23 protein-coding genes and 1 pseudogene are annotated in these 25,758 nt (G+C 67.9%); 14 read left to right on the forward strand and 10 right to left on the reverse strand.

Annotated elements, in window-relative coordinates; translation table 11 throughout:
• Positions 1-35: 35 nt before the first annotated feature.
• The 3 genes from CSEG_RS10840 to CSEG_RS10850 all read left to right on the forward strand — a co-directional run bounded on the left by CSEG_RS10840 (position 36) and on the right by CSEG_RS10850 (position 2,350).
• Entirely contained in the window at positions 36-497 is a 462-nt protein-coding gene (locus CSEG_RS10840) for a peroxiredoxin (protein ID WP_013079278.1), read from the forward strand.
• Positions 498-732: 235 nt separating this feature from the next.
• Positions 733-1,884 carry a peptidoglycan DD-metalloendopeptidase family protein gene (locus tag CSEG_RS10845; RefSeq protein ID WP_013079279.1) on the forward strand — a complete coding sequence of 384 codons (1,152 nt, stop codon included), beginning with the start codon at positions 733-735 and terminating at the stop codon, positions 1,882-1,884.
• A complete protein-coding gene (locus CSEG_RS10850; protein WP_013079280.1) occupies positions 1,865-2,350 on the forward strand; it encodes a bactofilin family protein in 486 nt (161 codons plus the stop codon). The genes CSEG_RS10845 and CSEG_RS10850 overlap by 20 nt, the downstream gene beginning before the upstream one ends.
• Before the next feature lie 14 nt (positions 2,351-2,364).
• On the opposite strand, the gene CSEG_RS10855 is transcribed toward CSEG_RS10850, so the two are convergent.
• Complete coding sequence (locus CSEG_RS10855; RefSeq protein ID WP_013079281.1) at positions 2,365-2,733, reverse strand: VOC family protein; 369 nt, start codon at positions 2,731-2,733, stop codon at positions 2,365-2,367.
• Positions 2,734-2,840: 107 nt separating this feature from the next.
• On the opposite strand from CSEG_RS10855, the gene CSEG_RS10860 reads away from it, so the two are divergent.
• Positions 2,841-3,125, forward strand: a complete 285-nt coding sequence (locus CSEG_RS10860; RefSeq protein WP_227878824.1) for a helix-turn-helix domain-containing protein — start codon at positions 2,841-2,843, stop codon at positions 3,123-3,125.
• Between the two features lie 3 nt (positions 3,126-3,128).
• Here CSEG_RS10860 and prfB read toward each other — a convergent pair.
• From prfB to CSEG_RS10875, 3 genes are all read right to left on the reverse strand, one after another.
• Positions 3,129-4,251 (reverse strand): peptide chain release factor 2 gene (gene prfB, locus CSEG_RS10865; RefSeq protein ID WP_013079283.1). Its coding sequence is split into 2 segments (ribosomal slippage): positions 3,129-4,181 and positions 4,183-4,251, totalling 1,122 coding nucleotides; the frame shifts between segments, so codons are not numbered across the junction.
• A 67-nt stretch (positions 4,252-4,318) separates the two neighbouring features.
• Positions 4,319-6,685: a penicillin-binding protein 1A gene (locus CSEG_RS10870; protein WP_013079284.1), complete on the reverse strand. Its 2,367-nt coding sequence runs from the start codon at positions 6,683-6,685 to the stop codon at positions 4,319-4,321.
• Positions 6,686-6,810: 125 nt separating this feature from the next.
• Positions 6,811-8,010 carry an N-acetylmuramoyl-L-alanine amidase family protein gene (locus CSEG_RS10875; RefSeq protein ID WP_013079285.1) on the reverse strand — a complete coding sequence of 400 codons (1,200 nt, stop codon included), beginning with the start codon at positions 8,008-8,010 and terminating at the stop codon, positions 6,811-6,813.
• Between the two features lie 403 nt (positions 8,011-8,413).
• Between CSEG_RS10875 and CSEG_RS22000 the strand changes: the two genes are divergently transcribed.
• The 4 genes from CSEG_RS22000 to CSEG_RS10890 all read left to right on the forward strand — a co-directional run bounded on the left by CSEG_RS22000 (position 8,414) and on the right by CSEG_RS10890 (position 13,626).
• The gene (locus CSEG_RS22000) at positions 8,414-8,632 is read left to right on the forward strand and encodes a hypothetical protein (RefSeq protein WP_083778384.1); all 219 of its coding nucleotides are present in this window, start codon (positions 8,414-8,416) and stop codon (positions 8,630-8,632) included.
• A complete protein-coding gene (locus CSEG_RS10880) occupies positions 8,556-11,279 on the forward strand; it encodes an Rne/Rng family ribonuclease (protein WP_013079286.1) in 2,724 nt (907 codons plus the stop codon). Before CSEG_RS22000 ends, CSEG_RS10880 begins: the two co-directional genes overlap by 77 nt.
• Before the next feature lie 141 nt (positions 11,280-11,420).
• Entirely contained in the window at positions 11,421-12,857 is a 1,437-nt protein-coding gene (locus tag CSEG_RS10885) for a M48 family metalloprotease (protein WP_013079287.1), read from the forward strand.
• 28 nt (positions 12,858-12,885) lie between these two features.
• The gene (locus CSEG_RS10890; protein WP_013079288.1) at positions 12,886-13,626 is read left to right on the forward strand and encodes a DsbA family protein; all 741 of its coding nucleotides are present in this window, start codon (positions 12,886-12,888) and stop codon (positions 13,624-13,626) included.
• 3 nt (positions 13,627-13,629) lie between these two features.
• On the opposite strand, the gene CSEG_RS10895 is transcribed toward CSEG_RS10890, so the two are convergent.
• Both CSEG_RS10895 and thiS read right to left on the reverse strand, forming a co-directional pair.
• Positions 13,630-14,439, reverse strand: a complete 810-nt coding sequence (locus CSEG_RS10895; RefSeq protein ID WP_013079289.1) for a thiazole synthase — start codon at positions 14,437-14,439, stop codon at positions 13,630-13,632.
• 45 nt (positions 14,440-14,484) lie between these two features.
• Positions 14,485-14,685 carry a sulfur carrier protein ThiS gene (gene thiS, locus CSEG_RS10900; RefSeq protein WP_013079290.1) on the reverse strand — a complete coding sequence of 67 codons (201 nt, stop codon included), beginning with the start codon at positions 14,683-14,685 and terminating at the stop codon, positions 14,485-14,487.
• Positions 14,686-14,764: 79 nt separating this feature from the next.
• Here thiS and CSEG_RS10905 point away from each other — a divergent pair, with 79 nt between their 5' ends.
• The 4 genes and pseudogenes from CSEG_RS10905 to aat all read left to right on the forward strand — a co-directional run bounded on the left by CSEG_RS10905 (position 14,765) and on the right by aat (position 17,803).
• Entirely contained in the window at positions 14,765-15,205 is a 441-nt protein-coding gene (locus CSEG_RS10905; protein ID WP_013079291.1) for a type II 3-dehydroquinate dehydratase, read from the forward strand.
• Between the two features lie 64 nt (positions 15,206-15,269).
• The gene (gene accB, locus CSEG_RS10910) at positions 15,270-15,782 is read left to right on the forward strand and encodes an acetyl-CoA carboxylase biotin carboxyl carrier protein (RefSeq protein ID WP_013079292.1); all 513 of its coding nucleotides are present in this window, start codon (positions 15,270-15,272) and stop codon (positions 15,780-15,782) included.
• Positions 15,783-15,787: 5 nt separating this feature from the next.
• Positions 15,788-17,134 (forward strand): acetyl-CoA carboxylase biotin carboxylase subunit, encoded by a 1,347-nt coding sequence (gene accC, locus CSEG_RS10915; RefSeq protein WP_013079293.1) that lies wholly within the window; start codon positions 15,788-15,790, stop codon positions 17,132-17,134.
• A gap of 13 nt (positions 17,135-17,147) precedes the next feature.
• Positions 17,148-17,803 (forward strand): annotated as a pseudogene (aat, locus tag CSEG_RS10920) (leucyl/phenylalanyl-tRNA--protein transferase).
• Here the strand turns inward: aat and CSEG_RS10925 are convergent.
• Both CSEG_RS10925 and CSEG_RS10930 read right to left on the reverse strand, forming a co-directional pair.
• Positions 17,740-18,405: a DUF2155 domain-containing protein gene (locus CSEG_RS10925; protein WP_013079294.1), complete on the reverse strand. Its 666-nt coding sequence runs from the start codon at positions 18,403-18,405 to the stop codon at positions 17,740-17,742. The pseudogene aat and the gene CSEG_RS10925 sit on opposite strands and share 64 nt — an antisense overlap.
• Before the next feature lie 5 nt (positions 18,406-18,410).
• Positions 18,411-18,806, reverse strand: coding sequence for an NADH:ubiquinone oxidoreductase subunit NDUFA12 (locus CSEG_RS10930; protein ID WP_013079295.1), 396 nt, complete (start codon positions 18,804-18,806; stop codon positions 18,411-18,413).
• A 281-nt stretch (positions 18,807-19,087) separates the two neighbouring features.
• On the opposite strand from CSEG_RS10930, the gene CSEG_RS10935 reads away from it, so the two are divergent.
• Positions 19,088-21,823 (forward strand): TSCPD domain-containing protein, encoded by a 2,736-nt coding sequence (locus CSEG_RS10935; RefSeq protein WP_013079296.1) that lies wholly within the window; start codon positions 19,088-19,090, stop codon positions 21,821-21,823.
• 181 nt (positions 21,824-22,004) lie between these two features.
• A complete protein-coding gene (locus CSEG_RS10940; RefSeq protein ID WP_013079297.1) occupies positions 22,005-22,880 on the forward strand; it encodes a pentapeptide repeat-containing protein in 876 nt (291 codons plus the stop codon).
• Between the two features lie 91 nt (positions 22,881-22,971).
• On the opposite strand, the gene aspS is transcribed toward CSEG_RS10940, so the two are convergent.
• Together aspS and tpiA are read right to left on the reverse strand one after the other, a co-directional pair.
• Positions 22,972-24,810 (reverse strand): aspartate--tRNA ligase, encoded by a 1,839-nt coding sequence (aspS, locus tag CSEG_RS10945; RefSeq protein WP_013079298.1) that lies wholly within the window; start codon positions 24,808-24,810, stop codon positions 22,972-22,974.
• A 120-nt stretch (positions 24,811-24,930) separates the two neighbouring features.
• Positions 24,931-25,692, reverse strand: coding sequence for a triose-phosphate isomerase (gene tpiA / locus CSEG_RS10950; protein ID WP_013079299.1), 762 nt, complete (start codon positions 25,690-25,692; stop codon positions 24,931-24,933).
• Positions 25,693-25,758 lie beyond the last annotated feature (66 nt).

The raw sequence follows: 25,758 nt of genomic DNA on the forward strand, positions 1-25,758 counted from the left end.
CCCTCACCTGTTTCGAGTGATCGAGGAAGAGACCGATGCTGCAACCCGGCGACAAGGCCCCCGATTTCGACCTCCCGACCGACACCGGTCGCGTCAGCCTGTCGGCCCTGAAGGGCAAGAATGTCGTCCTCTACTTCTATCCGAAGGACGACACGGCCGGCTGCACCTCCGAAGCGCTGCAGTTCTCGTCCGAGGTCGAGGAGTTCCAGAAGCTGGGCGCGGTCATCATCGGCGTCTCCAAGGACAGCGCCGCCTCCCACGCCAAGTTTCGCGCCAAGCACGACCTGACCATCGAACTGGCCGCCGACCCCATGGGCGACATCGTCGAGGCCTATGGCGCCTGGGTCGAGAAAAGCATGTACGGCCGCAAGTACATGGGCATCGACCGCTCCACCTTCCTGATCGACCGCGAGGGCGTCGTGCGCGAGGTCTGGCGCAAGGTGAAGGTGCCGGGGCACATCAAGGCCGTCATGAACGCCGCCAAGGCTATTAAGTAAGTTCGACGGCTTCGGGAACGCTTGCGCCGCGCGCGTGTTGTATTGGCGCCTCAACCTGTGGCGTTTCCACGACTTACGCGGTTAACGCGTATTTCCTCTGGTCAGAAAACGTTAAGGATCGAGGCGCAAAATGACTTTTCGCGACTCGCGTCCTTTCAGGGCGCGAAGAGTCTTGCACGTTAGCGTTTTATCGTTCCATATCCCCCAGACCTGAAACGGGGGGTTTCCTGGGACGATGGCGATCAAGCGCTTCAAGCGACTGCGGCAATCTCTCGAGGCCCTGTTTCCTGAACGGCATGTCTACGTCCGCTCTGGCGGCGAGATGCGCGGCTATGTTCTCTCCACCAACAAACAACTGATCGGCGCGGGCTGCGTCGGCGCTGGCGCTCTGTGGATGGGCGTGTGCACGGCCGCCATGCTGATCAATGTTCTGTCGGTCAGCTCGACCGATCAGCAGGTGATCAAGCAGAAGGCCTACTACGAGCGGCTGAACGCCGACCGCCAGGCTCGCCTGAACAGCGCCGTGGCTCAGCTTTCCGCGACCAACGGCTCGCTCGACGAGCTGGCCAGCTCGGTCGAGAAGCGCCACGCCGCCCTCGCCCTCCTGGTTTCCGATTTCAAGGGCGTTCCGGGCGCCGCCGACGCCCTGAGCGTCGCCAAGCCGCGCCTGCTTGCCGCCGGCCCGGTCGAGCGCATCCAGGCCACGCGCATGGATCAAGAGCGCCTGATCGACGCCGCCGAAGGCTTCGCCAAGAGCCGCGCCGAACGGCTGCGCCTGGCCATGCGCATGGCCGGCCTCGACGCCTCTTCGTTCACCGGACGAGGCGTCTCGCTGGGCGGTCCGCTGATCGAGGCCAAGGACCCGCGCGCGCTGGCCGCGGTTCTGGACGTCGACGAGGATTTCGCCAGCCGCATCCAGCACGCCGCGAACGACATGTCGGACATGCGCAGCCTGGGCGCGGCGGTCAAAAAGCTGCCGTTCTATCGGCCGACCAGCAATCCAGCCCTGTCGTCCAGCTACGGCGTCCGCTTCGATCCGTTCACGCACCGCCCGGCCTTCCACTCGGGCCTCGACTTCCCCGGCGCCATGCGCACGCCGATCATGGCCACCGCCCCGGGCGTCGTCTCGTTCACCGGCGTCCGCGCGGGCTACGGCAATACGGTCGAGGTCGACCACGGCGGCGGCTTCAAGACCCGCTACGCGCACCTGTCCTCGATCGGCGTTCGCGTCGGTCAGCGGGTGACGATCGGCTCGCGCGTCGGCGCGATGGGCTCGACGGGCCGCTCGACCGGCCCGCATCTGCATTACGAAGTCTGGGTCAATGGCAAGGCCCAGAACCCCAACCGCTTCTTGAGGGCTGGTGAGTATGTTCAGCAAACAAGCTAAGTCGGGGCCCAAGGCCTCTGGTCGCGCCGAGGCGCCGGCGAGCCTGCCCTCCAGCAACCCCGCGGACGCCACGCGCCGCACGCCCAAGGTGGCCTCCCTGCTCTCGGCCGACCTGACGATCGAGGGCTGCATCGAGGGCGAAGGCGAGCTTCAACTGGATGGAATTCTACGCGGGGACGTCCGCGTGGCGCGCCTCAGCGTCGGCGAAACCGGCCATGTCGAGGGTTGCGTCCAGGCCGACCTCGTCGAGGTGCGCGGTCGCATCGTCGGCTCGATTATCGCCAAGCAGGTCCGCCTCTACGGCACCGCCTATGTCGATGGCGACATCACCCATGAACAGCTGTCGATGGAGTCGGGCGCCTTCTTCCAAGGCCGCAGCCTGAAGTTCCAGCGCCCGCCCTCGCCGATCCAGCCGACGCCGGAGCCGGAAGTCCTAGCCCTCGCGGCGGCCGAAACGGTCGGCTGACCGGGGACTTCGGCCTAGCGGCTGCTCAGCACGAAGGTGTTGCCGTCGGGGTCCTTGAACTTGGCGAAGGCGCCCCAGGGCTGTTTCTGAGGCGGCCCCTCGAATTCGACGCCCTTCTCGCTGAGCTTGCGATAGGCGTGCTCGACGTCGTCGCAAGCCAGCGAGCCGTTGAAGAAGCTGCCGATCCGGTCCTCGTGGCCCTCGGGCGTGAACAACACCAGCCCCGTCTCCGCGCCGGGGATCGACAGCTCGATCCAGCGCTGGGCGCCCATCGGCTGGTCGGTGGCGACCCGCAGGCCCACCTTCTCCGTCCAGAATTCCAGCGCCCGGTCCTGGTCGCTGACCGGGATGCTGACGAACTTCACCTTACTGATCACGCTCACGACCCGCCTCTCCTGTCGGCCATCGACGAGACCGGCGTAGCCCGCCGGGGTTGCGCCGGTGAAGACGTGCAAATATTGCTATAGCAATGGATGCGCAAAGTTACAGGTTGGACCGGTACGTCCTCGACACGCTGATGGCCGACCTGGTGGGCCATGACCACAAGCCATCCGCCTTCCTCGTCTATCTGGCGATCGTCGCGGCGCGCGCCGACGGCCGCGCCAGCTTCAGCCACGCGGAGTTGGCCGAACGCACCGGCCAGTCACGGCGAACGGTTCAGAACGCCGTCGATATCCTGAAACGAAGGGGTTTGATCTCGGTCAGTCGCCATGCCCCGACCGAACCGGCGACCTATGTCCCGCTGACGCCTTGGCGACGCCAGCGGGATCAATAGACCTTAAGCCTCGGCGCCGTCGCGAGTCGCGCCGACGCGCTGGGCCAGGGCCGCGCCCATGAACGCGTCGAGATCGCCGTCCAGCACCCCCTGGGTGTCGGAGGTCTCGACGTTGGTCCGCAGGTCCTTGACCATCTGGTAGGGCTGCAGGACGTAGCTGCGGATCTGGTGACCCCAGCCGATGTCGGTCTTCTGGTCTTCCAGCGCCTGCTGAGCGGCTTCGCGCTTTTGCAGCTCGGCCTCGTAGAGGCGCGCGCGCAGCATCTTCCAGGCCTCTTCGCGGTTCTGGTGCTGCGAGCGGCCCGCCTGACAGGCCACGGCGATGCCGGTCGGGATGTGCGTCAGGCGCACGGCCGAGTCGGTCTTGTTGATGTGCTGCCCACCGGCCCCGGAGGCCCGATAGGTGTCGGTGCGCACGTCGGCCGGGTTGATCTCGATCTCGATCGTGTCGTCGACCACCGGATAGACCCAGGCCGAGGCGAAGGAGGTGTGGCGGCGAGCGCTGCTGTCGTACGGACTGATGCGCACCAGACGGTGCACGCCGGCCTCGGTCTTCAGCCAGCCGTAGGCGTTGGGGCCCTTGACCAGCAGCGTGGCCGACTTGATGCCGGCCTGGTCGCCGTCGGTCTCTTCGATCAGCTCGGTCTGCATGCCGTGGGCGTTGGCCCAGCGGGTGTACATGCGCAGCAGGATGCCGGCCCAGTCGCAGGACTCGGTGCCGCCAGCGCCGGAGTTGATTTCGATATAGGCGTCGTTGCCGTCGGCCTCGCCCGACAGCAGGGCCTCCAGCTCGGCGCGGCCGGCGCGGTCCTTCAGGGCTTTAAGCTGCACGCGGGCGTCGTTCAGCGACTCCTCGTCGCCTTCCATGTCCGCCAGCTCGGCGTACTCGACGGCGTCCTTCAGATCGCGCTCGATCGACTGCACGGCCTCGACCTTGGCGGCCAGGGCGGCGCGCTCGCGCGAGACGGCTTGAGCCTCGGACGGGCGGTCCCACAGGGTCGGGTCCTCGACCCGGGCGTTCAGCTCATCGAGCTTGCGGAGAGCGACGTCCCAGTCAAAGACGCCTCCTGAGCAGTCCCACGGACTGCTCGATGTCGGCCGCGGCGGCCTCGACATCCGGTCGCATCACGTAACTCCGTGACAGTGTTGAAGGGCGCGGGAGATAGCCTGCGCCGCGCCCACGCGCAATGACATCAATAGAGGCCGCTCAGCGGATCGACCTTTTGTGGCGGCTTGCCGGGCTGGGTTTGAGACTGCGGAACCGGCGGCAGGCCCGGCGTCAGCTCGTTGTAGGGAATGGGCCCGATCGGCGCGACCTCGACCTTGGGCTCGGTGCCCGGGCGGAAAGCCTCGCGCACGCCGCGAACCAGAGCGAACTTGGCGTTCTTCGGCGGCTTGAAGTCGACGACCGGCTGGCCTTCCAAAGCAACCTTCATGAAGTCCATGAAGACGGGAACGGGACCCGCGGCCCCGGTTTCCCCCTCGCCGAGCGAGCGGTTGTCATCGAAGCCGAAGAAAACGCCGACGATCAGGTTGGGCGAATAGCCGACGAACCAGGCGCTGCGATACTCATTGGTGGTGCCGGTCTTGCCGGCCAGCGGACGGCCCAGCGAGCTGACGGCGGCGGCGGTGCCGCGCTGGACCACGCCCTGCAGCATCGAGGTGATCTGGTAGGCCGTCACGGGATCCATGATCTGCTCGCCCGGCGCGGCGAAGCGCGGGCTCTCGTCGCCGTTGAAGCCGGCGGTGCAGCGCTCGCAATCGCGCTTGTCGGCGCGGAAGATGACCTTGCCCTCGCGGTCCTGCACCAGCTCGATCAGGTGCGGATCGACCCGGCGGCCGCCATTGACGAACGGGGCATAGGCCGCGGTCAGCTTGAAGGGCGTGGTCTCCCCCGCCCCCAGCGCCATGGCCAGCACCGGATCCATCTCCTTGACGACGCCGGCCCGCTTGGAGAAATCGATAATCTTCTTCATGCCGACGCCCTGAGCCAGCCGCACGGTCATCGCGTTGATCGACTTTTCCAGGCCCTTTCGGAGAGGCTGGGCGCCGTAGAACTCCTTGTCGTAGTTCTCGGGACTCCAGTCTTGGCCGTTGGCGCCTCTCAGCGTGATGGGACTGTCGACGATGACGCTGGCGGGCGTGTAGCCATTCTCCAGGGCCGTGGCGTAGACGAACGGCTTGAACGACGAGCCCGGCTGACGCTTGGCCTGGGTGGCGCGGTTGAAGTTCGACAGCGAGTAGCTGTAGCCGCCGACCAGAGCCACGATCCGACCCGTATAGGGCTCCATCGCCACGAGGGCGCCGTTGACCGCGGGCACCTGGCGCAGGCGATAGCCGCCGCTGGCGGCCTTCTCGACGAAGACGAGGTCCCCGGCCTTCAGGCCCTTGCCGGCCTTGGCCCAGGCCATGTCCTCGCCAACGATCTGGCCCTCGCCTTCGCTCTTGACCAGACGCACCTGGCCGCCGTTCGAGGTGACAAGGGCCGGACGCCAGGCGGTTCGCTCCGACGGAATCGGCCTGGCCAGCGCGGTCTTTTCCCACTTGAGGTCGGTGGACTCGACATGTCCCCAGGCGCCCCGCCAGCCGTGGCGGCGGTCATAGCGCTCCAGGCCATCCATCAGCGCGATGCGGGCGGTGGTCTGCAGGCGCGGGTCCAGCGTCGTGCGCATGTAGTAGCCGCCCTCGTTGAGGCGGGGGCCGAGCGTGGCCATGCCCCGTTGGCGCACTTCCTCGACGAAGTAGTCGGCGTCCCGATAAGCGGCGCGCTTGGGTCCCGGTTGGACGACCAGATCCTCGGCCATGGCCTGCTGCGCTTGGGCCTTGGTGATCCACCCCTGCTCGGCCATCTGGCCCAGCACCCAGTTGCGTCGGGCCATCGCCTTGGCCTTGTTGCGGGTCGGGTGGTAGTTGTCCGGTCCCTTGGGCAGCGACGCCAGATAGGCGCATTGAGCCAGGGTCAGCTCCGGCAGGGACTTGCCGAAATAGTTGTAGGCGGCCACGCCGACGCCAAACGAGCGATAGCCCAGCCAGATTTCGTTCAGATAGAGCTCGAGGATCTGCTGCTTGGTCAGCGACTGCTCCAGGCGGCTGGCCAGGATCGCTTCCTTGAACTTGCGGCCGACCGTGGCGTCGCTGGTCAGGAGGACGTTCTTGGCCACCTGCTGGGTGATCGTCGAGCCCCCCTCAAGGCGCCGACCGCGGATGGCGTTGCCAACATTGTTGATCATGGCGCGCGACAGACCGCCGACATCGACGCCGCCGTGGGAGAAGAAGTTGCGGTCTTCGGCCGCCAGGAAGGCCTGGGCCAGCTGGGGCGGGATCTGGTCGTAGGGAATGAAGATCCGGCGTTCCTTGGAGTACTCGCCGATCAGGGTGCCGTCCCAGGCGTAGACGCGCGTGGCCGTAGCCGGCCGATAGTCTTGCAGCTCGCCGGCGTCGGGCATGTCGTGGAAAAGCCAGGCCGCATAGATCGCGATCGCGAATCCCGCGACGGCGATAATCGACAGCACCGCCACGCCCGCGATGGCCATCCATCGTTCGGTGGGTTTCAGATCCACGCGACCTCCGTCGAGCGGGCGCCCTCGCCCACCACACACCTAGACTTGGATCGCCCGGCGCACGGCGCGAACGATCGCTTCTGTGATTAGAGCGCGGCGCGCGAAAGGGGAAGCGGGCCTTTCGGTCAGGACTTGCGGACGTCCGCCGAGAAATAGGCCTCGATGGAGTCGCCGACCGCGTCGACCAGGCGGGCGCGGCTGGCCTTGTTGGTCAGGAACGCCTCGTCCTCGGGATTGGTGATGAAGCCCATCTCCAGCAGGACCGCCGGCACGTCGGGCGCCAGCAGCACGAAGAAGCCGGCGTCGCGGTGGCTGCGGCGCAGCAGCGTCGTCTCCTCGCCGACATTGGCCAGCAACAGCTGGGCGAAGGTGGCGGAGCGATTCTTGGTGGCGCGCTGCGACAGGTCGAGCAGGATCTGGCTGACGGCGCGGTCGCGGCCCGGCAGGTTGGCTTTCATCAGCCAGTCGCTCTTGTCCAGCACCAGGCCCACACGCTCGGCGCCCTTTTCGGACACGGTGTAGACCGAGGCGCCGCGCGTGGCGGTGTCGGGGCCGGAATCCGCGTGCAGCGAGATGAACAGGTCAGCGTCGGCGCGGCGGGCGATCTGCACGCGACCTTCCAGCGGCACGAAGGTGTCGGTCTCACGAGTGAGGACCACCTGATAGCGGCCGGTCTTTTCCAGGCGGGTCTTCAGCGCCTTGGCCGCGGCCAGGGTGACGTCCTTCTCGAACGCGTTGGCGCCCAGGGCGCCCGAGTCCTTGCCGCCATGACCCGCGTCGATGACGATGACCTTCTTCAGGCGCAGCGGCGCGGCCTTGATCGGCGCGCTGACCAAGGTCAAGCGCGGCGGGGCCTGTGACGCGGCCGGCGCGGCGGGGCCGTCCACGGCCTTCAGATCGATGACATAGCGATAGGCCGTCGCGCCGTCGCCGGGCGGCAGCAGGAAGCGGCGGCGGACCTCGACCTTGCCGGCCAGTTCCAGGCGCAGGCGGGCGCCGCCAGCGGCCTCGTCGATCAGCCAATGCTTGACCAGCCCCTGGCCGGAGCCTTGCAGGTCGCCGGAAATTGTGACGTTCGGCAGCGCCAGGACCAAGCGCTGATCAGTCGCGCCATCGGACAACAGCTTGCCCGCGGCGGCGCGGTCCAGATCGATCACGACGCGGGTCTCGGTGCGATCGCCGCCGAAGCGGACCTTCTGCACGCCCGAGGGCGCGGCGGGGCCTTGAGCGGTCGCGACAGCGACGCCGGCGGTGGTCATGCCACCGACGATCAGGGCCGCTCGAAACCAGCCCATGCGAGCCAAACTGATCAAAACCTTACGCATACCTGTCCGCGCTAGCCGGATTTGGTGAACGGTTCGTCAATATCGGCGCAAGGCGGTAGCCAAAGGGTTAAGTCCTGATCGGCGTCGAAAGCTTTTCTTTTCCGCGCCGATGTGGCTACAGTCGCGCCGCGTGCGAAGCTCCGTGATCGTCACGACTGCGTGCGGGCCGCCATGGTTTCGAAAGAGGTCCTGAACCCCTTCCGAAGCCGAGGCGGCAGACTAGATAGTTCGAGATGCGGCCGACCGAGCGGGCAAGACGCCTACCGAGACGCCGTATCGCGGGGCCCGCGTCGGGCTCAAACGCCCTTATGGCGACGACGCGCCATCCGATCCGCGCCTTCTGGCGCGACACACGAACCATCCAATCCGCGCCCTGCGCGGTAGGGACAAAACGAAACCCCCAATGGGCTGCGCCGCACCCGACCGCCTCTGGCACCTGACCCTTCGCAACCGCTTCGGCGGGGCGACGGTCGGCGACGCGCGCGCCCTTCATTCATATCGGCGCCCGGGCCTAGAGCCCGCCGCGCGCCGTGGAGACTTCCTTAATGTCGAAGAAGATGCTGATCGACGCAGCACACGCCGAAGAGACGCGTGTGGTCGTCGTGGACGGAACCCGGGTTGAAGAGTTCGATTTCGAGAGCCAGACCCGCAAACAGCTTCGTGGAAATATCTATCTCGCCAAGGTGACCCGCGTCGAACCCAGCCTTCAGGCCGCGTTCGTCGAATATGGTGGTAATCGCCACGGGTTCCTGGCGTTCAACGAAATCCACCCCGACTACTACCAGATCCCGGTCGCCGACCGTGAAGCGCTGATGCGCGACGATTCCGGCGATGACGAGGACGACACCCCGATCTCGCGTCGCGCCACGGGCGGCGACGACGAGGACGACGTCAACGGCGAAGACACCGCGATCGACGACGATGAAGACGACGTCGAAGAAGAGCTGGCGCGCCGCAAGCGCCGGCTGATGCGCAAGTACAAGATCCAGGAAGTGATCCGCCGCCGGCAGATCATGCTGGTCCAGGTCGTCAAGGAAGAGCGCGGCAACAAGGGCGCGGCCCTGACCACCTACCTCTCCCTGGCCGGCCGCTACGGCGTCCTGATGCCCAACACCGCCCGCGGCGGCGGTATCAGCCGCAAGATCACGGCGGTCACCGACCGCAAGCGCTTGAAGAGCGTCGTCCAGAGCCTGGACGTGCCGCAGGGCATGGGCCTGATCGTCCGTACGGCCGGCGCCAAGCGCACCAAGGCCGAGATCAAGCGCGACTACGAATATCTGCTGCGTCTCTGGGAGAACATCCGCGAGAACACGCTGCACTCGATCGCGCCGGCGCTGATCTACGAGGAGGAAGACCTCGTCAAGCGCGCCATCCGCGACATGTACGACAAGGACCTGGACGGCATCTGGGTCGAGGGCGACGCCGGCTACAAGGAAGCGCGCGACTTCATGCGCATGCTGATGCCGAGCCAGGCCAAGAAGGTCTTCAACTACCGCGACCCGACCCCGCTGTTCGTGAAGAACAAGATCGAGGACCATCTGGCCCAGATCTATTCGCCGGTCGTGCCGCTGCGCTCCGGCGGCTATCTGGTGATCAACCAGACCGAAGCCCTGGTCGCGATCGACGTCAACTCGGGCAAGGCCACGCGCGAGCGCAACATCGAGGCCACGGCCCTCAAGACCAATTGCGAGGCCGCCGAGGAAGCCGCCCGCCAGCTGCGCCTGCGCGACCTGGCCGGCCTGATCGTCATCGACTTCATCGACATGGATGAAGCCAAGAACAACCGCACGGTCGAGAAGGTCCTCAAGGACGCCCTCAAGGACGACCGCGCGCGCATCCAGATGGGCAAGATCTCGGGCTTTGGCCTGATGGAGATCAGCCGCCAGCGCCGCCGCACCGGCGTGCTGGAAGGCACCACCCACGTCTGCGAACACTGCGAAGGCACCGGCCGCGTCCGTTCGGTCGAGTCCAGCGCCCTGGCCGCCCTGCGCGCGGTCGAGGTCGAGGCCCTGAAGGGCTCGGGCAGCGTGATCCTGAAGGTCTCGCGCTCGGTCGGCCTCTATATCCTGAACGAAAAGCGCGCCTACCTGCAGCGGCTGCTGGAGACGCACGGCCTGTTCGTGACCGTCGTGGTCGACGACAGCCTGCACGCGGCCGACCAGGAGATCGAGCGCACCGAACTTGGCGAACGCATCGCCGTCGCGCCGGCGCCCTATGTCGATGAAGACGACGACTTCGACTACGCCGCCTTCGACGACGAGGCCGAGGAAGACGACGAAGAAGTCCTCGAGGACGAGGACGACATCGAGCGCGAAGACACCGACGACGACGACGCCTCCGCCCGCAAGCAGGCGCGCGAAGACGATCGTGGCGACCGCAAGGGCCGCCGCCGCCGTGATCGCCGTCGCGGCCGTCGCGACGAGCGCGAAACCGAGACCGAAATCGAGGCTGACAGCGAAGGCGACGAGGAAGACGCCGACGCCGACGACCGCGCCGAGTTCGGCGACGAGGACGAGGACGCCCGCCGCCGTCGCCGCCGTCGCGGCCGTCGTGGCGGCCGTCGTGGCGGTCGCGAAGACGGCGATCGTCCGACCGACGCCTTCGTCTGGATCCGTCCCCGCGTCCCGTTCGGCGAGAACGTGTTCACCTGGCACGACCCGGCAGCCCTGGTCGGCGGCAACGGCGGTAACGGCGGCGAAGGTCGCCGCCCGGCGCCGGAAGCGCGCGCCGAGGCCCCGGCCGAGCGTCCGGAACGCGCCGAGCGCGAGGAGCGTCCCGCCCGCGAGCGTGGCCGTCGCGGTCGTGACCGCGGCCGTCGCAATCGCGACGAGGCCCCGGTCGCCGACGCGGCCGTGGCCGAGGCCGCCGCGCCCGCCGAGATGATCGCCGCCGCCGAGCCGGCCGAACCGTTCGAAGCGCCGATCCTGGCTCCGCCGGTGATCTCCGCGCCTCCGGCCGATGTCTGGGTCGAGTTGCCGGAAGTCGAGGAAGCGCCGAAGAAGCCCAAGCGCGTGCGTTCGCGCGGCAAGAAGCCCGCCGCCGACGTCGCCGAAACGGCGGACGCCGTGGCCGAAGCCGTCACCGAATCGGTGGCGATCGTTCCGCCCGAGCCGGAACCCGAGGCCGCCCCGGTCGTCGAAGCCGCGCCCGAGCCCGCGCCGGAACCGGAGATCGCCGTCGAGGCGGCGCCCGCCGCTCCGGCCGAACCGGACCCGGCCGAGATCACCACGCCGCCCGAAAAGCCGCGCCGCGGCTGGTGGCGCCGGTAATCGAGCCGATCACGGCCCGCGCTTTCTGACCGAAGCGCGGGCCGAAATCGTCGCGGGGACCGGCATGGCCCTTGTTCCCTCGCGCCGATGATCCAAGTTAGACTGGTCGGGTTCGCGGGGGCGCGATCTGGAGATCATTCGATGACCTCGCGTCGAGGGCATGCCGGAAAACGCCAAGCTGGGCGTGGTTTGATCGTTGCGCTGTCGGCGCTGTCGATCATTGCGTCTGGCGTTTCGGTCCCCCAGGTCGCCCTCGCCCAGGACGGCGCCCCCTCCCTGATCCGGGACACCGAGATCGAGGAAATCCTGCATGAGGACGCCGATCCGATCTTCGCGGCGGCGGGACTGGACCCCAAGAACGTCCGGATTCTGATCGTCGGCGACAAGAGCCTCAACGCCTTCGCCACCCAGGGCCTGCAGATGGGCCTGAACACCGGCCTGATCCTGCAGACCGAGAACCCCAATCAGCTGCGCGGCGTCATCGCCCACGAAACCGGACACTTGGCCGGCGGCCACCCCATCCGTTCGGACGAGATGATGCGCGCCGGCCTCAAGCCCATGATCCTGACCATGGGCCTCGGCATCCTGGCGGCCCTGGCCGGCTCGCCCGACGGCGGCGCGGCGCTGATCGCCAACTCGCAATTCGCCGGCGCCCTGGGCGCTCTGGGCTATAGCCGCGAGCAGGAATCGCGCGCCGACCAGGCTGGCGCGGGCTTCCTGGAGGCCACGGGCCAGTCGGGTCGCGGCCTCGTCGAGTTCTTCGACAACTTCCGCTACCAGGAGGTCTTCGATCAAGCGCGTCGGTACGCCTACTTCCGCAGCCACCCGCTGTCGTCGGAACGGATCGAGGTGCTGCGCAGCCGCGTCGAGCGCCAACCGCACTACAGCGCCGTCGACACGCCCGAGGACCTGGCCCAGCACGAGGTCATGAAGGCCAAGCTGGAAGGCTTCATCAACCCGCAGGTGGCGTTGATGAAGTACAAGGAGACCGACGCCAGCTTCCCGGCCCGCTACGCGCGCGCCATCGCCTACTATCAGATGAAGGACCCCGACCGGTCGCTGAAGCTGATCGACGCCCTGATCGCCGACCACCCGGACAACCCCTATCTCTGGGAGCTGAAGGGTCAGGTGCTGTTCGAGTTCAATCGCATCACCCTGGCCGAGGAGCCCCAGCGCAAGTCGGTCCAGCTGAAGCCGGATGCGGCCCTGCTGCGCGTCAATCTGGGCCAAACCCTGATCAGCCTCGACGATCCCGCCAAGGTCGAGGAAGGCGTCAAGGAACTGAAGCGCAGCCTGCTGAACGAACCGGACAACACCGTGGCCTGGCGCTTGCTGGCCCAGGCCTACGACAAGCAGAAGAAAGACGGCGAGGCGCGTCTGGCCACGGCCGAACAGTATTTCTCGCTCGGCGCGGTGCGCGAGGCCCGGGTCTTCGCCATGCGCGCTCGCGAGCTGCTGCCCAAGGACACGCCCGACTGGCGCCGCGCCACCGACATCGTCCTGGCGTCCCGCCCCTCCAACCAGGATCTGAAGGACCTGGCCAAGGATGGGGCCATGCAATCCAATCTCGGCCGATAATCGGCCCTCTCTTGAGTTCGAGACCTCTATGACCTTGCTTCGTCGCGCCGCGACCCTCGCCCTGCCCCTGGCCGTCTCGGGCCTCGTCCTTGCCGGCTGCGACCAGGCCAAGCCCGACAAGGCGTTCGGCGAAAAGGTCCGCGCCTACCTGCTCGAGCACCCCGAGGTGCTGATGGAGGTCAGTCAGAAGCTGCAGGAAAAGCAGGCCAACCAGCAGGCTGTCTCGGCCCAGAAGGCCATCGGCCAGTATCGCCAGGCCATCGAACGCGACCCGCGCGACGTCGTGATCAATCCGGCGGGGACGATCACGGTCACCGAGTTCTTCGACTACCGATGCGGCTATTGCCGCCACGCCGCGCCCGAGATCGTCGAGCTGGTCCAGAAGAACCCGGACATCCGGCTGGTGCTGAAGGACTTCGTGATCTTCGGCCGCGACAGCGAAGCGGCCGCGCGCCTGATGCTGGGCGCCAAGGACCAGGGCAAGAGCCTTGATCTCTACAAGGCGCTGATGGCCGAGAACGCCCTGGACGCCGCCGGGGCGCTGCGCATCGCCAAGGGCCTTGGGATCGACCTCGACAAGGCCAAGGCGGCGGGTGAAAGCGAAGCTGTGACCCAACACCTGGCCGACACCGAAGCGCTGGCCAAGACCCTGGCCTTGCAAGGCACGCCGGCCTTCGTCGTCGGCGACACCCTGATCCCGGGCGCCGACATCAACGCCCTGAAGCTGGCGATCGAGCAGACCCGCGCCAGCAAGGTGAAGGCGGGCTAACCGCTAGATCAGCCCCGCCAGCGGCGAGCTGGGATCGGCGTAGAGGCGCTTCTGCATCCGGCCGGCTAGATAGGCTTCGCGGCCGGCGATGACGGCGTGCTTCATCGCCTTGGCCATGCGGATCGGGTCCTTGGCCTCGGCGATGGCGGTGTTCATCAGGATGGCGTCGCAGCCCAGCTCCATGCCGATCGCCGCGTCCGAGGCCGTGCCGACGCCGGCGTCGACCAGCACGGGCACCTTGGCGTTCTCGACGATGATCCGCAGGTTGACGCGGTTCTGGATGCCCAAGCCCGAGCCGATCGGCGCGCCCAGCGGCATGATCGCCACCGCCCCCGCCTCTTCCAGCTTGCGCGCATAGACCGGGTCGTCCGAGCAGTAGACCATCACCTGGAAGCCGTCGGCGACCAGCAGCTTCAGCGAGCGCAGCGTCTCTTCCATGTCCGGGAACAGGGTCTTGGGGTCGCTGAGGACCTCCAGCTTGACCAGATCCCAGCCGCCGGCCTCGCGGGCCAGGCGCAGCGTGCGCACGGCGTCCTCGCCGGTGAAGCAGCCGGCGGTGTTGGGAAGATAGGTGAACTCGCTGGGCTTCACATAGTCGACCAGCAACGGCTGAGTGGGATCGGTGAGGTTCACGCGGCGCACGGCCACGGTGACGATCTCGGCCCCGGCCGCGCGGGCGGCGGCGGCGTTGGTCGCATAGTCCTTGTACTTGCCCGTGCCGACGATCAGGCGCGAGCGGAAGGTGCGGCCGGCGACGGTCCAGGTTTCTTCGGTGTCAGCGGCGACGGCGTCGGGGGAAACATGCGCGTTCATAGGGCTGGTTTACGCCCCGTCAGCCGGCGTTTCAAATACGCAGGATCAACCGCCGCCGATAAAAGTGACGATCTCGATGCGGTCGCCGTCAGCCAGAGCCGTGTCGGCGTAGGTGGAACGCGGGGCGATCTCGAGGTTGCGCTCGACCGCCACCTTGCGGGCGTCCAGGCCCAGCGACGCCACCAGATCGGCGATCGTCACCACCCCGGCCACGTCCCGTTCTTCCCCGTTCAACAAAAGCCTCATTTCACCTCCGAAGCGAGCCCTGCTTGTGACCTGAGGGAACCGGCTATACAAGACCTCCCGGAATCGACGGCGGAGCCGCATGGTAAAACCGATCCACGTGCTGAGCGGCCCCAACCTCAACCTGTTGGGAACCCGCGAGCCCGAGATTTACGGCAAGGACACCCTCGACGATGTCCGGGCGCGCTGCGAGGCGCGGGCGGCTTCGCGTGGCGTTTCGGTGGTCTTCCGCCAGTCCAATCATGAGGGCGTGCTGATCGATTGGGTGCAAGAGGCGCGTCTGTCGGCCTCGGCGCTCATTCTCAATCCGGCTGGCTACGGCCACACCTCGATCGCGTTGCTGGACGCGCTCAAGACCTTGAGCATCCCAGTGATCGAGTGCCATCTGTCCAACCCGGCGGCGAGGGAGGAATTCCGCCGCCATACCTATGTGTCGCTGGCGGCCACGGGGATCGTCTCCGGGTTCGGCGCGGCGAGCTATGAATTGGCGATCGAGGCCGCTTTCGGCCTGATCGGCGTTTAACGAGAACCTCGCCCCAGCGCTTTTCCGCGGCGCGCGGCGTTTCAGAACAACAAGGTAAGCTTCCATGTCGAACCCCAAGGCCCCCGCCGATCCGGTCGAAGCTCCGGCCATCGACGCCCGTCTGGTCCGCAAGATCGCGGACATCCTGAAGGACACGGGCCTGTCCGAGATCGAAGTCGAGCATGCCGGCTTGAAAATCCGCGTCGCCCGTGAACTGACGGCCGCGCCGATCAACTACGTCCAGGCGACGGCCCCCGCCTATGCCCCGGCGCCCGCCGCCGCGCCCGCCCCCGCCGCGCCCGCTCCGGCGGCCGAAGCGGCTCCGGCGCCCGCCGCCACGCGCGGCGACGCGGTGAAGTCGCCAATGGTCGGCACCGCCTACCTGTCGCCCCAGCCGGGCGCCGATGCGTTCGTGAAGGTCGGCGACACCGTCGCGGCCGGTCAGACCCTGCTGATCGTCGAAGCCATGAAGACCATGAACCCGATCTCGGCCCCCAAGGCCGGCAAGATCGTCGAGATCCTGGTCACCGACGCGCAGCCCGTCGAGTTCGGCGAGCCGCTCGTCGTCATCGAGTAACGCGCATGTTCGACAAGATCCTGATCGCGAACCGGGGCGAGATCGCGCTCCGGGTTCACCGTGCCTGCAAGGAAATGGGCATCGCAACGGTGGCCGTGCACTCCGAGGCTGACCGCAACTCCATGTGGGTGCGCCTGGCTGACGAGAGCGTCTGCATCGGCCCGGCTCCCGCCGCCAAGAGCTATCTGAACATCCCGTCGATCATCGCGGCCGCAGAAATCACCGGCGCCCAGGCGATCCACCCGGGCTATGGCTTCCTGTCCGAGAACGCCCGCTTCGCCGAGATCGTCGGCGCGCACGGCTTCACCTTCATCGGTCCGAAGCCCGAGCACATCCGGATGATGGGCGACAAGATCACCGCCAAGCAGGCCGTGAAGGACGCCGGCATCCCGGTCGTTCCTGGCTCGGACGGCGGCGTCTCGACCGAGGAAGAGGCCTTCGAGGCCGCCGAGAAGATCGGCTTCCCCGTGCTGATCAAGGCCGCCGCCGGCGGCGGCGGTCGCGGCATGAAGGTCGCCCAAACGCGCGAGGACCTGGCCGAAGCGGTCTCGACCGCCCGCGCCGAGGCTCGCGCCGCGTTCGGCGACGACACGGTCTACATGGAGCGCTACCTCCAGAAGCCGCGCCACATCGAGCTGCAGGTGATCGCCGACAGCCATGGCAACGTGGTGCACCTGGGCGAACGCGACTGCTCGCTGCAGCGTCGTCACCAGAAGGTGCTGGAAGAGGCCCCCTCGCCGGCCCTGTCGGCGGAGGGCCGCGCCAAGATCGGCAAGGTCGTGGTCGATGCGGTCAAGGCCATCGGCTATCTGGGCGTCGGGACCATCGAGTTCCTGTGGGAGAACGGCGAGTTCTTCTTCATCGAGATGAACACCCGCCTGCAGGTCGAACACCCGGTCACCGAAGCCATCACCGGCATCGATCTGGTGCGCGAACAGATCCGCATCGCCGCGGGCTTGCCGCTGTCGTTCACCCAGGAAGACGTGGTCTTCGAAGGCCACGCCATCGAATGCCGGATCAACGCCGAGAACGCGCGGACCTTCACGCCTTCGCCGGGCGTGATCACCGACTTCCACGCCCCTGGCGGCCTGGGCGTTCGCCTGGATTCGGCGATCTACACCGGTTATGCGATCCCGCCCTACTACGACAGCCTGATCGGCAAGCTGATCGTCCATGGCCGCGATCGCGCCGAGTGCATCGCTCGTCTCAAGCGCTGCCTTGGCGAGATGGTGGTCGGCGGCGTCGAGACGACGATCCCGCTGTTCCAGGATCTCCTGGTCCAGTCCGACATCCTGGCCGGCGACTACGACATCCACTGGCTGGAGCGCTGGATTAAAGCCCAGGAAGCCTAAGGTCCGGGTGGCGATGGAAGACGCCTTCACGGTCGACGACCTGATCGCCTGCTACGCGCGCGGCGTCTTCCCCATATGGCCGACGCCCGCGAGGACGAAAGCCTCTTCCTGATTGATCCCGAGCGGCGGGGCGTCCTGCCGCTCGGGGACTTCCACATCCCCAAGCGCCTGGCGCGCACGGTGCGCAACGGCCCTTACGAAGTCCGCATCGACACGGCCTTCGACGCGGTGATTGAGGGTTGCGCGGCCTCGAGACCCGGCCGCCAGGACACCTGGATCAACCACCCTATCCAACAGCTCTACGGGCAGCTCTACGCCCGCGGCCTGGCCCACAGCATCGAGACCTGGCTGGACGGCGACCTCGTCGGCGGGCTTTACGGCGTGTCGCTAGGCGGCGCGTTCTTCGGCGAGAGCATGTTCTCGACCGCGCGAGACGCCAGCAAGGTGGCGCTGGTGCATCTGGTCGCGCGGCTGATCGCCGGCGGCTACCAGCTTCTGGACACCCAGTTCCTGACCGATCACCTGACGCAGTTCGGGACGGTCGAGATCAGCCGCGCCGACTATCGCCGGCGTTTGGCCAAGGCCCTGACGGTCCACGGCGACTTCTACGGCTTGGCGGGCGGCGCGACTGGGATCGACTGCTTGCAGGCGATCAGCCAGGCGTCATAGACCGGGTGCTCCAGCGGGTTCAGGCCCGGCGAGCTGGCGTACATCCACCCCTTGTAGATCTGCCGTCCGGGCGGCGCGGGACGGCCCGCCTGCGCCTTGGGCTGGGTGTCGACGATGACATAAGCCGTCGTCTCCGGCGCGATCTCGTCAGCGGCGGCGGTCTCGCAGGCGCGGACCGTGAAGACCAGCGTCTTGTAGCGAATGGGCTGCCCGACCGGGACCTCGAACCGCATGGTCTCGGTGGTGACCTTGTCCAGCGCCTGGAGGATGGCGATGGCGTAACGCTGGCGTTTGGCCGGCTCGGGCGGCTTGACCGGCACGGCGGGGGACGCGGGCTTGTCTGACGCAACGACGGCCGGAGCCGGCGCAGGCTGCGGACTGGCGGCGGCCGGCGCGGGCGCGGTCTGCGCGGACGGAGATGGACGGAGCTCAGGCGCTTGTTGAGCGCCCGCCGGACGTGCGGCGGGGGCGACAGGTGCTTGGGGCGCGGTCGGCGGCGTCTGAGCGGACTGAGGAGCCGCCTGACGCGCGAGCGCCGCGCCTGTCCCGGCCAGACCGGCCAGCACCGCGGCGGCGGCGATCCAGGACGCCCGGCGGGACATCCGTCCTATTCCGGCGACCAGGCTTGATAGTCGCTGGTGGCGGCCGCGCGCTCGCCGCCGCGCGTCAACGAACCCTTCGGACGCCAGGCATGGACGGTGCCGGTCAGGTTCGGGATGTGATCCTTCTCCCAGTCGCGGCGCTTCAGCGGCGTCTGGGTCGGCGGCTCGTCGAAGGTGTAGTGCAGCCAGCCGCTCCAGTCCGGCGGGACCTTCGAGGCCTCGGCGTAACCATTGTAGATCACCCAGCGACGCTTGCGCTGGTCGTAGCTGTCGCTGTTGTCGCGCGCTTCGAAGTAGCGGTTGCCCTGCTCGTCCTGGCCCACGAAGACGCCGCGACGGCCGATATGGAAACGCTGACCCAGGGTCGCGCCGTTCCACCAGGTGAAGATCGCTTTCAGCACTAGGTTCGCACCCGAAACTTAAGAGGGCTCAAGACAGACCGCGACCTGCGCGGCGAAGCGGCGCGACTATAGGGCCGCGGCGATGCAGCGTCCAGCGCCGCACCGCGACAACGAACTTCAACATCTTGTGGATTAGCACCCCTCCACCCGCAACATCTATTGAGAGCGGCGGCGAGAGGTTCTAGCGTGGGTGCGACCTTACGCGCATCCCGACCGCGTGGAATCACGCGTTAGGGATTTGGTAAGCTTCTAAGCTGGCAGACGGAACCAGGAAACGTCCCATGCGCACGCCCGCCAAAGCCGCCGGAACGGTTCCCACGATGGAATGGCGCGACCTCGAGCGCGCCGACAGCATCATCGTGGTCGCCGCCCCCGCGACCTGGACGGACGCCCGTGTCGAGGCTTGGCTCGACTGGGCCGGGACGATCGAGCCCAAGGCGCCGCTCGGCGGCGGTCCGGCCCGCTACGCCGAGCGCGTGGCCAAGATCGGCCTCGCGCGAGGACTGTTCGGGGACAAGGCCGACGCCGCGGCGTTCAAGGACGCGCTTCTGGCGACCATGCTGTCGGGTTACGCCACGCCGGCCGGCGGTCAGGTCGGCCAGGAACTGCTGCCCGACATCAGCGAAATCGAATTCCAGACCGTGGCGCGGCAAAGCCTGGCCCGCCGCCGCGCCGCGAGCCTCGCCGCCCAGGCCGCCGGCCGGCTCGACGCGGCCCTGGCCCAGGTGACCGACGCCGTCCGTCGCTGCCAGGGTGACGCGCGGGCCTGCGCCGACGTCCGCAAGAACCCCGCCCTCGCCCGCGCGGCGCGCAAGGCGCGCGAGCTGGGCGCTGACGACCGTACGATCCTGGAGGCCATCGCCACCGCGGACGCGCCGCGCTCGCCGCTGGCGGATCTGGCGCCGCCGCCCGAAAACGACATGGTCGCCTCGGCGTCGCGTCAGGGCGTGGCCGCCGGCGACGAAGCCGCCGCTCTGGCCGCGCATGTGGCCTGGGAGGCCGGCGCCCTCACCCTCGCCTTCTCGCCGCAGGACGCCGAGATCCTGGCGCGCGGCGTCGCCGTCGGAGCCGCCATCGACGCCAGCGCCTTCCTCGACGACGAAGGCTTTGATGTCGAACGCTTCACCGAGGTGTGCCACCTGTGGGGCACGGCGCTGGAACTGGATCGCGGCGACCAGCCGGCGCGCCTGTCCCTCGCCGGCGTCGGCGACTGCCTGCTGAGCCAAGGCCTCTCGCAAACCAGCGCCGAGGGCCGCGACGGCGCCGCGGCCCTGTGGGCGCTGGCCGTCGGCGCCGCCCTTTCGGCCAGCGCCGAGGCCGCCTCCGCGCTCGGCCAGGACCCCGCCTACGCCCAAGACCGCCAAGGCGTGCTCAAGACGCTGGCCGAACGCCGCGTCCGCGCCGCCGCCCTGCGCTCCGAACTCGCCACCGAGGCCGCCACGGCCCTGGCCACCGCCCATGGCCTGGCGCGCAAGCACGGCCTGCGCTCGGTCGCCTTGGTCGGACCGTTCGAAGACGCCGAGGCCACGCTGCGCCTGGGCGGCGCGCCCATTGGCCCCGCCAATGCGATGGCGCCCGTGTCGGTGGCTCAAACCGCCGACGGCCTGCTTCTGCCGACCTTCAGCCCCGCCGCCATGGAGGCGCTCTCGGCCGAAGGCGCGGACCTCGACGCCGCGCGCCGTCACGCCCTGGGCCATGGAACCCTGGCCGAGAGCCCGGCCATCGACCACCTTGTGCTCCAGGCGCGCGGCTTCACTGCCCACGAGATCGAGAAGGCCGAGAACGCGCTGCGCGAATGCCGCGGCCTGCGCGCGGCCTTCGCGCCCGCAGTTATGGGCGCGGGTTTCCTGCGCGACGTGCTGGGCGCCTCGGCCGAGGACGTCGCCCGCCGCGACTTCGACACCCTGGCCTTCGCCGATTTCACCGAGGACGAGATCGAGGCCGCCGAGCGCCACGCGCTGGGGGCCGGACGCCTTGGCGACTGCGAAGCGCTCAATCCCGAACTGCGCGAGGCTTTCCAATCGGTGGAAGCCCCCGCCTTCGCCGACCGCCTGGCGATGCTGACCGCGGTGGAGGGCTTCGCCTGCCTGCCCACCACGGTGCCTCTGCCGATCGCTTTCGACGCGCGCCCCGCCGACGCCGTCCGGGCCCAAGCCGCCGCCGCGCGCGCCGGGGTCCGCGCCCTGCGCCTGCAACGCGCCGCGGCGCCCGCCGAGTTCAAGCTGGAGCTCCCCGACGAGCCCGTCGCCGAGCCGCAGCGCCCCACGCCCCTTCGCGAAAAGATGGCGCGCGAACCGATCGTCACCGAGCGGGTGGTCGAGAAGATCGTCGAGCGCGATCGCTCGCGCCGCCGCCTTCCCGATCGCCGCAAGGGCTACATCCAGAAGGCGGCCGTCGGCGGCCACAAGGTGTACCTGCATACCGGCGAGTACGAGGACGGCGAGCTGGGCGAGCTGTTCATCGACATGCACAAGGAAGGCGCGGCCTTCCGCAGCCTGATGAACAACTTCGCGATCGCCGTGTCGCTGGGCCTGCAGCACGGCGTGCCGCTGGACGAGTTCGTCGACGCCTTCGTCTACACCAAGTTCGAGCCGGCGGGCCCGGTGACGGGCAACGACTCGATCAAGTCGGCGACCTCGATCCTGGACTATGTGTTCCGGGAGCTGGGGGTCTCGTACCTGGGTCGAGACGACCTGGCCAACGCCGATCCCAGCGAATTCAACGCCGACGGCCTGGGTTTCGGCAAGCAGCTGGTCGACGCCGACGAGGACGGCGAGCTCGATCCGGTGCCCGCCAGCCGCTTCATCTCGAAGGGCTTCTCGCGCGGCGCCACGCCCGACAACTTGGTCTTCGCCGCCTTCGGCCGTCGCCGGGTGGAGGGGGCCGAGCGCCCTGGCGTGGAGGGCGAGATGTGTCCGTCGTGCGGCGACCTCTCGCTGGTCCGCCGAGGCGCGATCACCGTCTGCGACACCTGCGGCGCGCAGTCCGACCAGACGGGACCGATGGCGTCTTCCTGATCGCCCGAACGGAGCGGCGCAGCGCCCTCCCCCTCTCATCGACCCACCGTTGAGACGGCCGCGCGGCTCTACCTGCGGCGCGGTTAAATCCCCGTCATTACCGCGATTTAAGTGGCTTCTGGCGCCGGCCGGGTTCAAACCGTAACTCACACAGTCGCTTATGGACTGCACGGAGAAATTCATGTTCCGCTTGGGCGCTCCCATCGCCGCCTTGTCGCTGAGCCTGCTGGCGATGGCCGGCCAGGCGCACGCCGCGACCGAGGACCGCGATGTCGCCCGGCTGACCTCCTTCGGCGGTACGTGCGCCAGCTGCGATCTGGCCGGCCGCAAGCTGATGAACGCCAAATTCGCCGGCGCCAACTTCTCCAAGTCCGTCCTGATCGGCGCCGACCTGCGTGGCGCCATGTTCTACGGCAGCAATTTCGTCTCGGCCGACCTGAGCCGCGCGGACCTGCGCGGCGCCGAGATGCGCGGCGCCAACTTCAACAACGCCAACTTCACCGACGCGCGCATGTCGGGCGTCGAAAGCAGCGGCGCCAACTTCCAGCTGGCGATTCTCGTGCGGGTCGATCTGTCGTCCGCCGAACTGCACGGCGTCCAGATGAACGGCGCCAACCTGCAAAAAGCCCGTTTCTCGAACGTCGAACTGATCGCGGCGAACCTGTCGGGCGTGAACGCCCGCGACGCCGACTTCTCGAACGCCGACATCAATCACGCCAACTTCCAGGGCGGCCGCTTTGAGGGCGCCAACTTCCGCAACGCCGATCTGACCGGCTCGAACCTGCGCGGGGCCACCTTCGGCGGCGCCGATTTCCGCAACGCCGACCTGTCGCTGGTGGTGTTGAGCGGCGCGGACCTTTCGACCGCGCGCGGCCTGGATCAGGACCAGCTGGATGAAGCCTGCGGCGATGGCGGCACGCGCCTTCCCTCCGGCCTGACGGTTCGCTCGTGCAGCGGCATTCGGGGCTCGCAGCAGTTCATGCTGTGGCGGGAAATGCCCAAGGCGCCGCCCGCGCCTCCGGCCCCGCCCAAGCCGCCGAAGCCGCCCAAGTGGTGATCCGGCTGCGCTGAGCCAGACGCCGCAGCGTCCAAGAAAAAGCCCTCCGATCGCTAGACCGGAGGGCTTTTCTTTGCGGTGGCCGCCGGGCCTAAACCTTGATGGGCGGCGCGGTGCGGATGTGCAGCTCCTTCAGCTGCTTGTCCAGCACGTTGGCCGGGGCGTTCATCAGGAGGTCCTGGCCCTGCTGGTTCAGCGGGAAGGCGATGACCTCGCGGATGGCCACCTGGTCGGCCAGCAGCATGACGATGCGGTCGATGCCGGGCGCCAGACCACCATGCGGCGGCGCGCCGTAGCGGAACGCGTTCAGCATGCCGCCGAACTGCTCCTCGACGACCTCGGGGCCGTAGCCGGCGATCTCGAAGGCCTTGAGCATGATCTCGGGCTTGTGGTTCCGGATCGCGCCCGAGCACAGCTCATAGCCGTTGCAGACGATGTCGTACTGATAGGCGCGGATGGTCAGCGGATCCTGGGTCTCCAGGGCCTCCAGACCGCCTTGCGGCATCGAGAACGGGTTGTGGGAGAAGTCGACCTTCTTCTCGTCCTCGTTCCACTCGAACATCGGGAAGTCGACGATCCAGCAGAACTTGAACTGGTTCTCGTCGACCAGCTTCAGCTCCGTGCCGACGCGGGTGCGGGCCAGGCCGGCGAACTTGGCGAACACGGCCGGATCGCCGGCCACGAAGAACGCGGCGTCGCCGGCGCCCAGGCCCAGCGACTCCATCAGCGCCTGGGTCGGCTCACCCAGGTTCTTGGCGATCGGACCGCCCCAGCCGCCCTGGTCTTCCGACCAGAACACATAGCCCAGGCCCGGCTGACCCTCGCCCTGGGCCCAGCTGTTCATGCGGTCGCAGAAGGCGCGGCTGCCGCCGGTGGGGGCCGGGATCGCCCACACCTGGTTCTTGGCGTCGGCGCCCAGGATCTTGGCGAACAAGCCGAAACCGCCGTCACGGAAGTGCTCCGAGACGTTGGCCATCTTGATCGGGTTGCGCAGGTCCGGCTTGTCGCTGCCGTACCAGGCCATCGACTGGGCGTAGGTCAGGCGCTCGAAGCCCTTGTGCTCGAACGTCGCGCCGAAGTCGTTGACGAAGGTGTGGGTCTCGCTGATCGGCGAGACGCGACGGCCATTGCCGAATTCCTCGAACACGCCATGCATCACCGGCTCGATCGCCGCGAAGACGTCTTCCTGGGTGACGAAGCTCATCTCGACGTCGAGCTGGTAGAATTCCAGCGAGCGGTCGGCGCGCAGGTCCTCGTCGCGGAAGCACGGGGCGATCTGGAAGTAGCGGTCGAAGCCCGAGACCATCAGCAGCTGCTTGAACTGCTGGGGCGCCTGCGGCAGGGCGTAGAACTTCTCCGGATGCAGACGCGAGGGCACCAGGAAGTCGCGCGCGCCTTCCGGCGAGCTGGCCGTCAGGATCGGCGTCTGGAACTCGTTGAAGCCCTGCGCGAACATGTGGTTGCGGATCGACTGGATCACGCGCGAGCGCAGGACGATGTTCTTGTGCAGAGTCTCGCGACGCAGGTCGAGATAGCGGTGCTTGAGGCGGATCTCTTCCGGATAGTCCGGCTCGCCAAAGACCGGCAGCGGCAGTTCGGCGGCTTCGCTCAGCACTTCCACGGCCGAGACACGTATCTCGATCTCGCCGGTCGGCAGGTTCGGGTTCACCACGCTGGCGTCGCGGGCGATGACTTCGCCGTCGACGCGGATCACGCTCTCGGCGCGCAGGCGCTCGACGATCGAGAAGCCCGGCGTTTCGGGGTGCAGGACCAGCTGCGTCAGGCCGTAGTGGTCGCGCAGGTCGATGAAGACCAGCCCGCCGTGGTCGCGCTTGCGGTGGATCCAGCCCGACAGCCGCACGGCCGCGCCGGTGTCGGAAGCGCGAAGAGCGCCGCAGTTATGGGTGCGATAGGCGTGCATCGAGGTCATGAAAGTCTTGAATACGCGGTGATTTGCAAGGCGCGGTAAGGCGCACGTGGGCGCCGCGATGTCAAGGATTCTGGGACAAGCCATGCGCCCGCGCGGCTTGTCCCAGGGTGATCCGAACCCTCAGGCGGCCTGGATGATGGCCAGGAAATCCTTGGCCTTCAGCGAGGCGCCGCCGACCAGGGCGCCGCCGACTTCCGGCGCGGCCAGAATCTCGGCCGCGTTCTCGGGCTTGACCGAGCCGCCATAGAGGATCGGGATCGTCCGGCCCTGCTCGCCGAAACGGGTCGCCAGCTCGGCGCGGATGGCCGCGTGCATCTCGATGATATTGTCGACGGAGGCGACATGGCCAGTGCCGATTGCCCAGATCGGCTCGTAGGCGACATTGAAGGCCTTGCCTTGGAGGCTGTCCGGTAGCGAGTTGCGCAGCTGACCGACCACGAAGCTCACCGCCTCGCCGGCCTGACGCTGTTCCAGGCTCTCGCCGACGCAGATGACCGGTTCCAGATCCCCGGCTAGAGCCGCTTCGACCTTGGCGGCCACCTGCTGGCAGGTCTCTCCGTGATCGGTCCGCCGCTCAGAATGGCCGACGATGACCATGGCGCCGCCCGCGTCGCCGATCATTTCGGCCGAGATGTCGCCCGTATGGGCGCCGCTGGCCTTCGGATGGCAGTCCTGGCCGCCGACCAAGACGGTGGAGCCCTCCACAGCCTCCGCCAGCCGGTGCAGCAGGGTCGAAGGCGGGAAGATCGCCACCCGCGCCGAGGCCGGACGTTGCTCCAGCGCCGCCGCGACGGCGCGGGCTTCATCCAGAGCGGCCGCCAGGCCGTTCATTTTCCAGTTTCCGGCGATCAACGGCCGGGGCGTCGTGCTTGAAAGGGTCATGAGCGCCTTCTTGGGGACACGCTCGCTTGGGAAGTCAAGCCCGCGCCGCTTGCCCCCGCGCCCGCG

This window comes from Caulobacter segnis ATCC 21756 (assembly GCF_000092285.1).
GTDB lineage: Bacteria > Pseudomonadota > Alphaproteobacteria > Caulobacterales > Caulobacteraceae > Caulobacter > Caulobacter segnis.

Coding starts and splice junctions, on each gene's coding strand:
- CSEG_RS10840 (WP_013079278.1), top strand. CDS start 36: ATGCTGCAACCCGGCGACAAGGCCCCCGATTTCGACCTCCCGACCGAC.
- CSEG_RS10845 (WP_013079279.1), top strand. CDS start 733: ATGGCGATCAAGCGCTTCAAGCGACTGCGGCAATCTCTCGAGGCCCTG.
- CSEG_RS10850 (WP_013079280.1), top strand. CDS start 1,865: ATGTTCAGCAAACAAGCTAAGTCGGGGCCCAAGGCCTCTGGTCGCGCC.
- CSEG_RS10875 (WP_013079285.1), bottom strand. CDS start 8,010: ATGCGTAAGGTTTTGATCAGTTTGGCTCGCATGGGCTGGTTTCGAGCG.
- CSEG_RS22000 (WP_083778384.1), top strand. CDS start 8,414: ATGGGCTGCGCCGCACCCGACCGCCTCTGGCACCTGACCCTTCGCAAC.
- CSEG_RS10880 (WP_013079286.1), top strand. CDS start 8,556: ATGTCGAAGAAGATGCTGATCGACGCAGCACACGCCGAAGAGACGCGT.
- CSEG_RS10885 (WP_013079287.1), top strand. CDS start 11,421: ATGACCTCGCGTCGAGGGCATGCCGGAAAACGCCAAGCTGGGCGTGGT.
- CSEG_RS10890 (WP_013079288.1), top strand. CDS start 12,886: ATGACCTTGCTTCGTCGCGCCGCGACCCTCGCCCTGCCCCTGGCCGTC.
- CSEG_RS10895 (WP_013079289.1), bottom strand. CDS start 14,439: ATGAACGCGCATGTTTCCCCCGACGCCGTCGCCGCTGACACCGAAGAA.
- thiS (WP_013079290.1), bottom strand. CDS start 14,685: ATGAGGCTTTTGTTGAACGGGGAAGAACGGGACGTGGCCGGGGTGGTG.
- CSEG_RS10905 (WP_013079291.1), top strand. CDS start 14,765: ATGGTAAAACCGATCCACGTGCTGAGCGGCCCCAACCTCAACCTGTTG.
- accB (WP_013079292.1), top strand. CDS start 15,270: ATGTCGAACCCCAAGGCCCCCGCCGATCCGGTCGAAGCTCCGGCCATC.
- accC (WP_013079293.1), top strand. CDS start 15,788: ATGTTCGACAAGATCCTGATCGCGAACCGGGGCGAGATCGCGCTCCGG.
- CSEG_RS10925 (WP_013079294.1), bottom strand. CDS start 18,405: ATGTCCCGCCGGGCGTCCTGGATCGCCGCCGCCGCGGTGCTGGCCGGT.
- CSEG_RS10935 (WP_013079296.1), top strand. CDS start 19,088: ATGCGCACGCCCGCCAAAGCCGCCGGAACGGTTCCCACGATGGAATGG.
- CSEG_RS10940 (WP_013079297.1), top strand. CDS start 22,005: ATGTTCCGCTTGGGCGCTCCCATCGCCGCCTTGTCGCTGAGCCTGCTG.
- aspS (WP_013079298.1), bottom strand. CDS start 24,810: ATGACCTCGATGCACGCCTATCGCACCCATAACTGCGGCGCTCTTCGC.
- tpiA (WP_013079299.1), bottom strand. CDS start 25,692: ATGACCCTTTCAAGCACGACGCCCCGGCCGTTGATCGCCGGAAACTGG.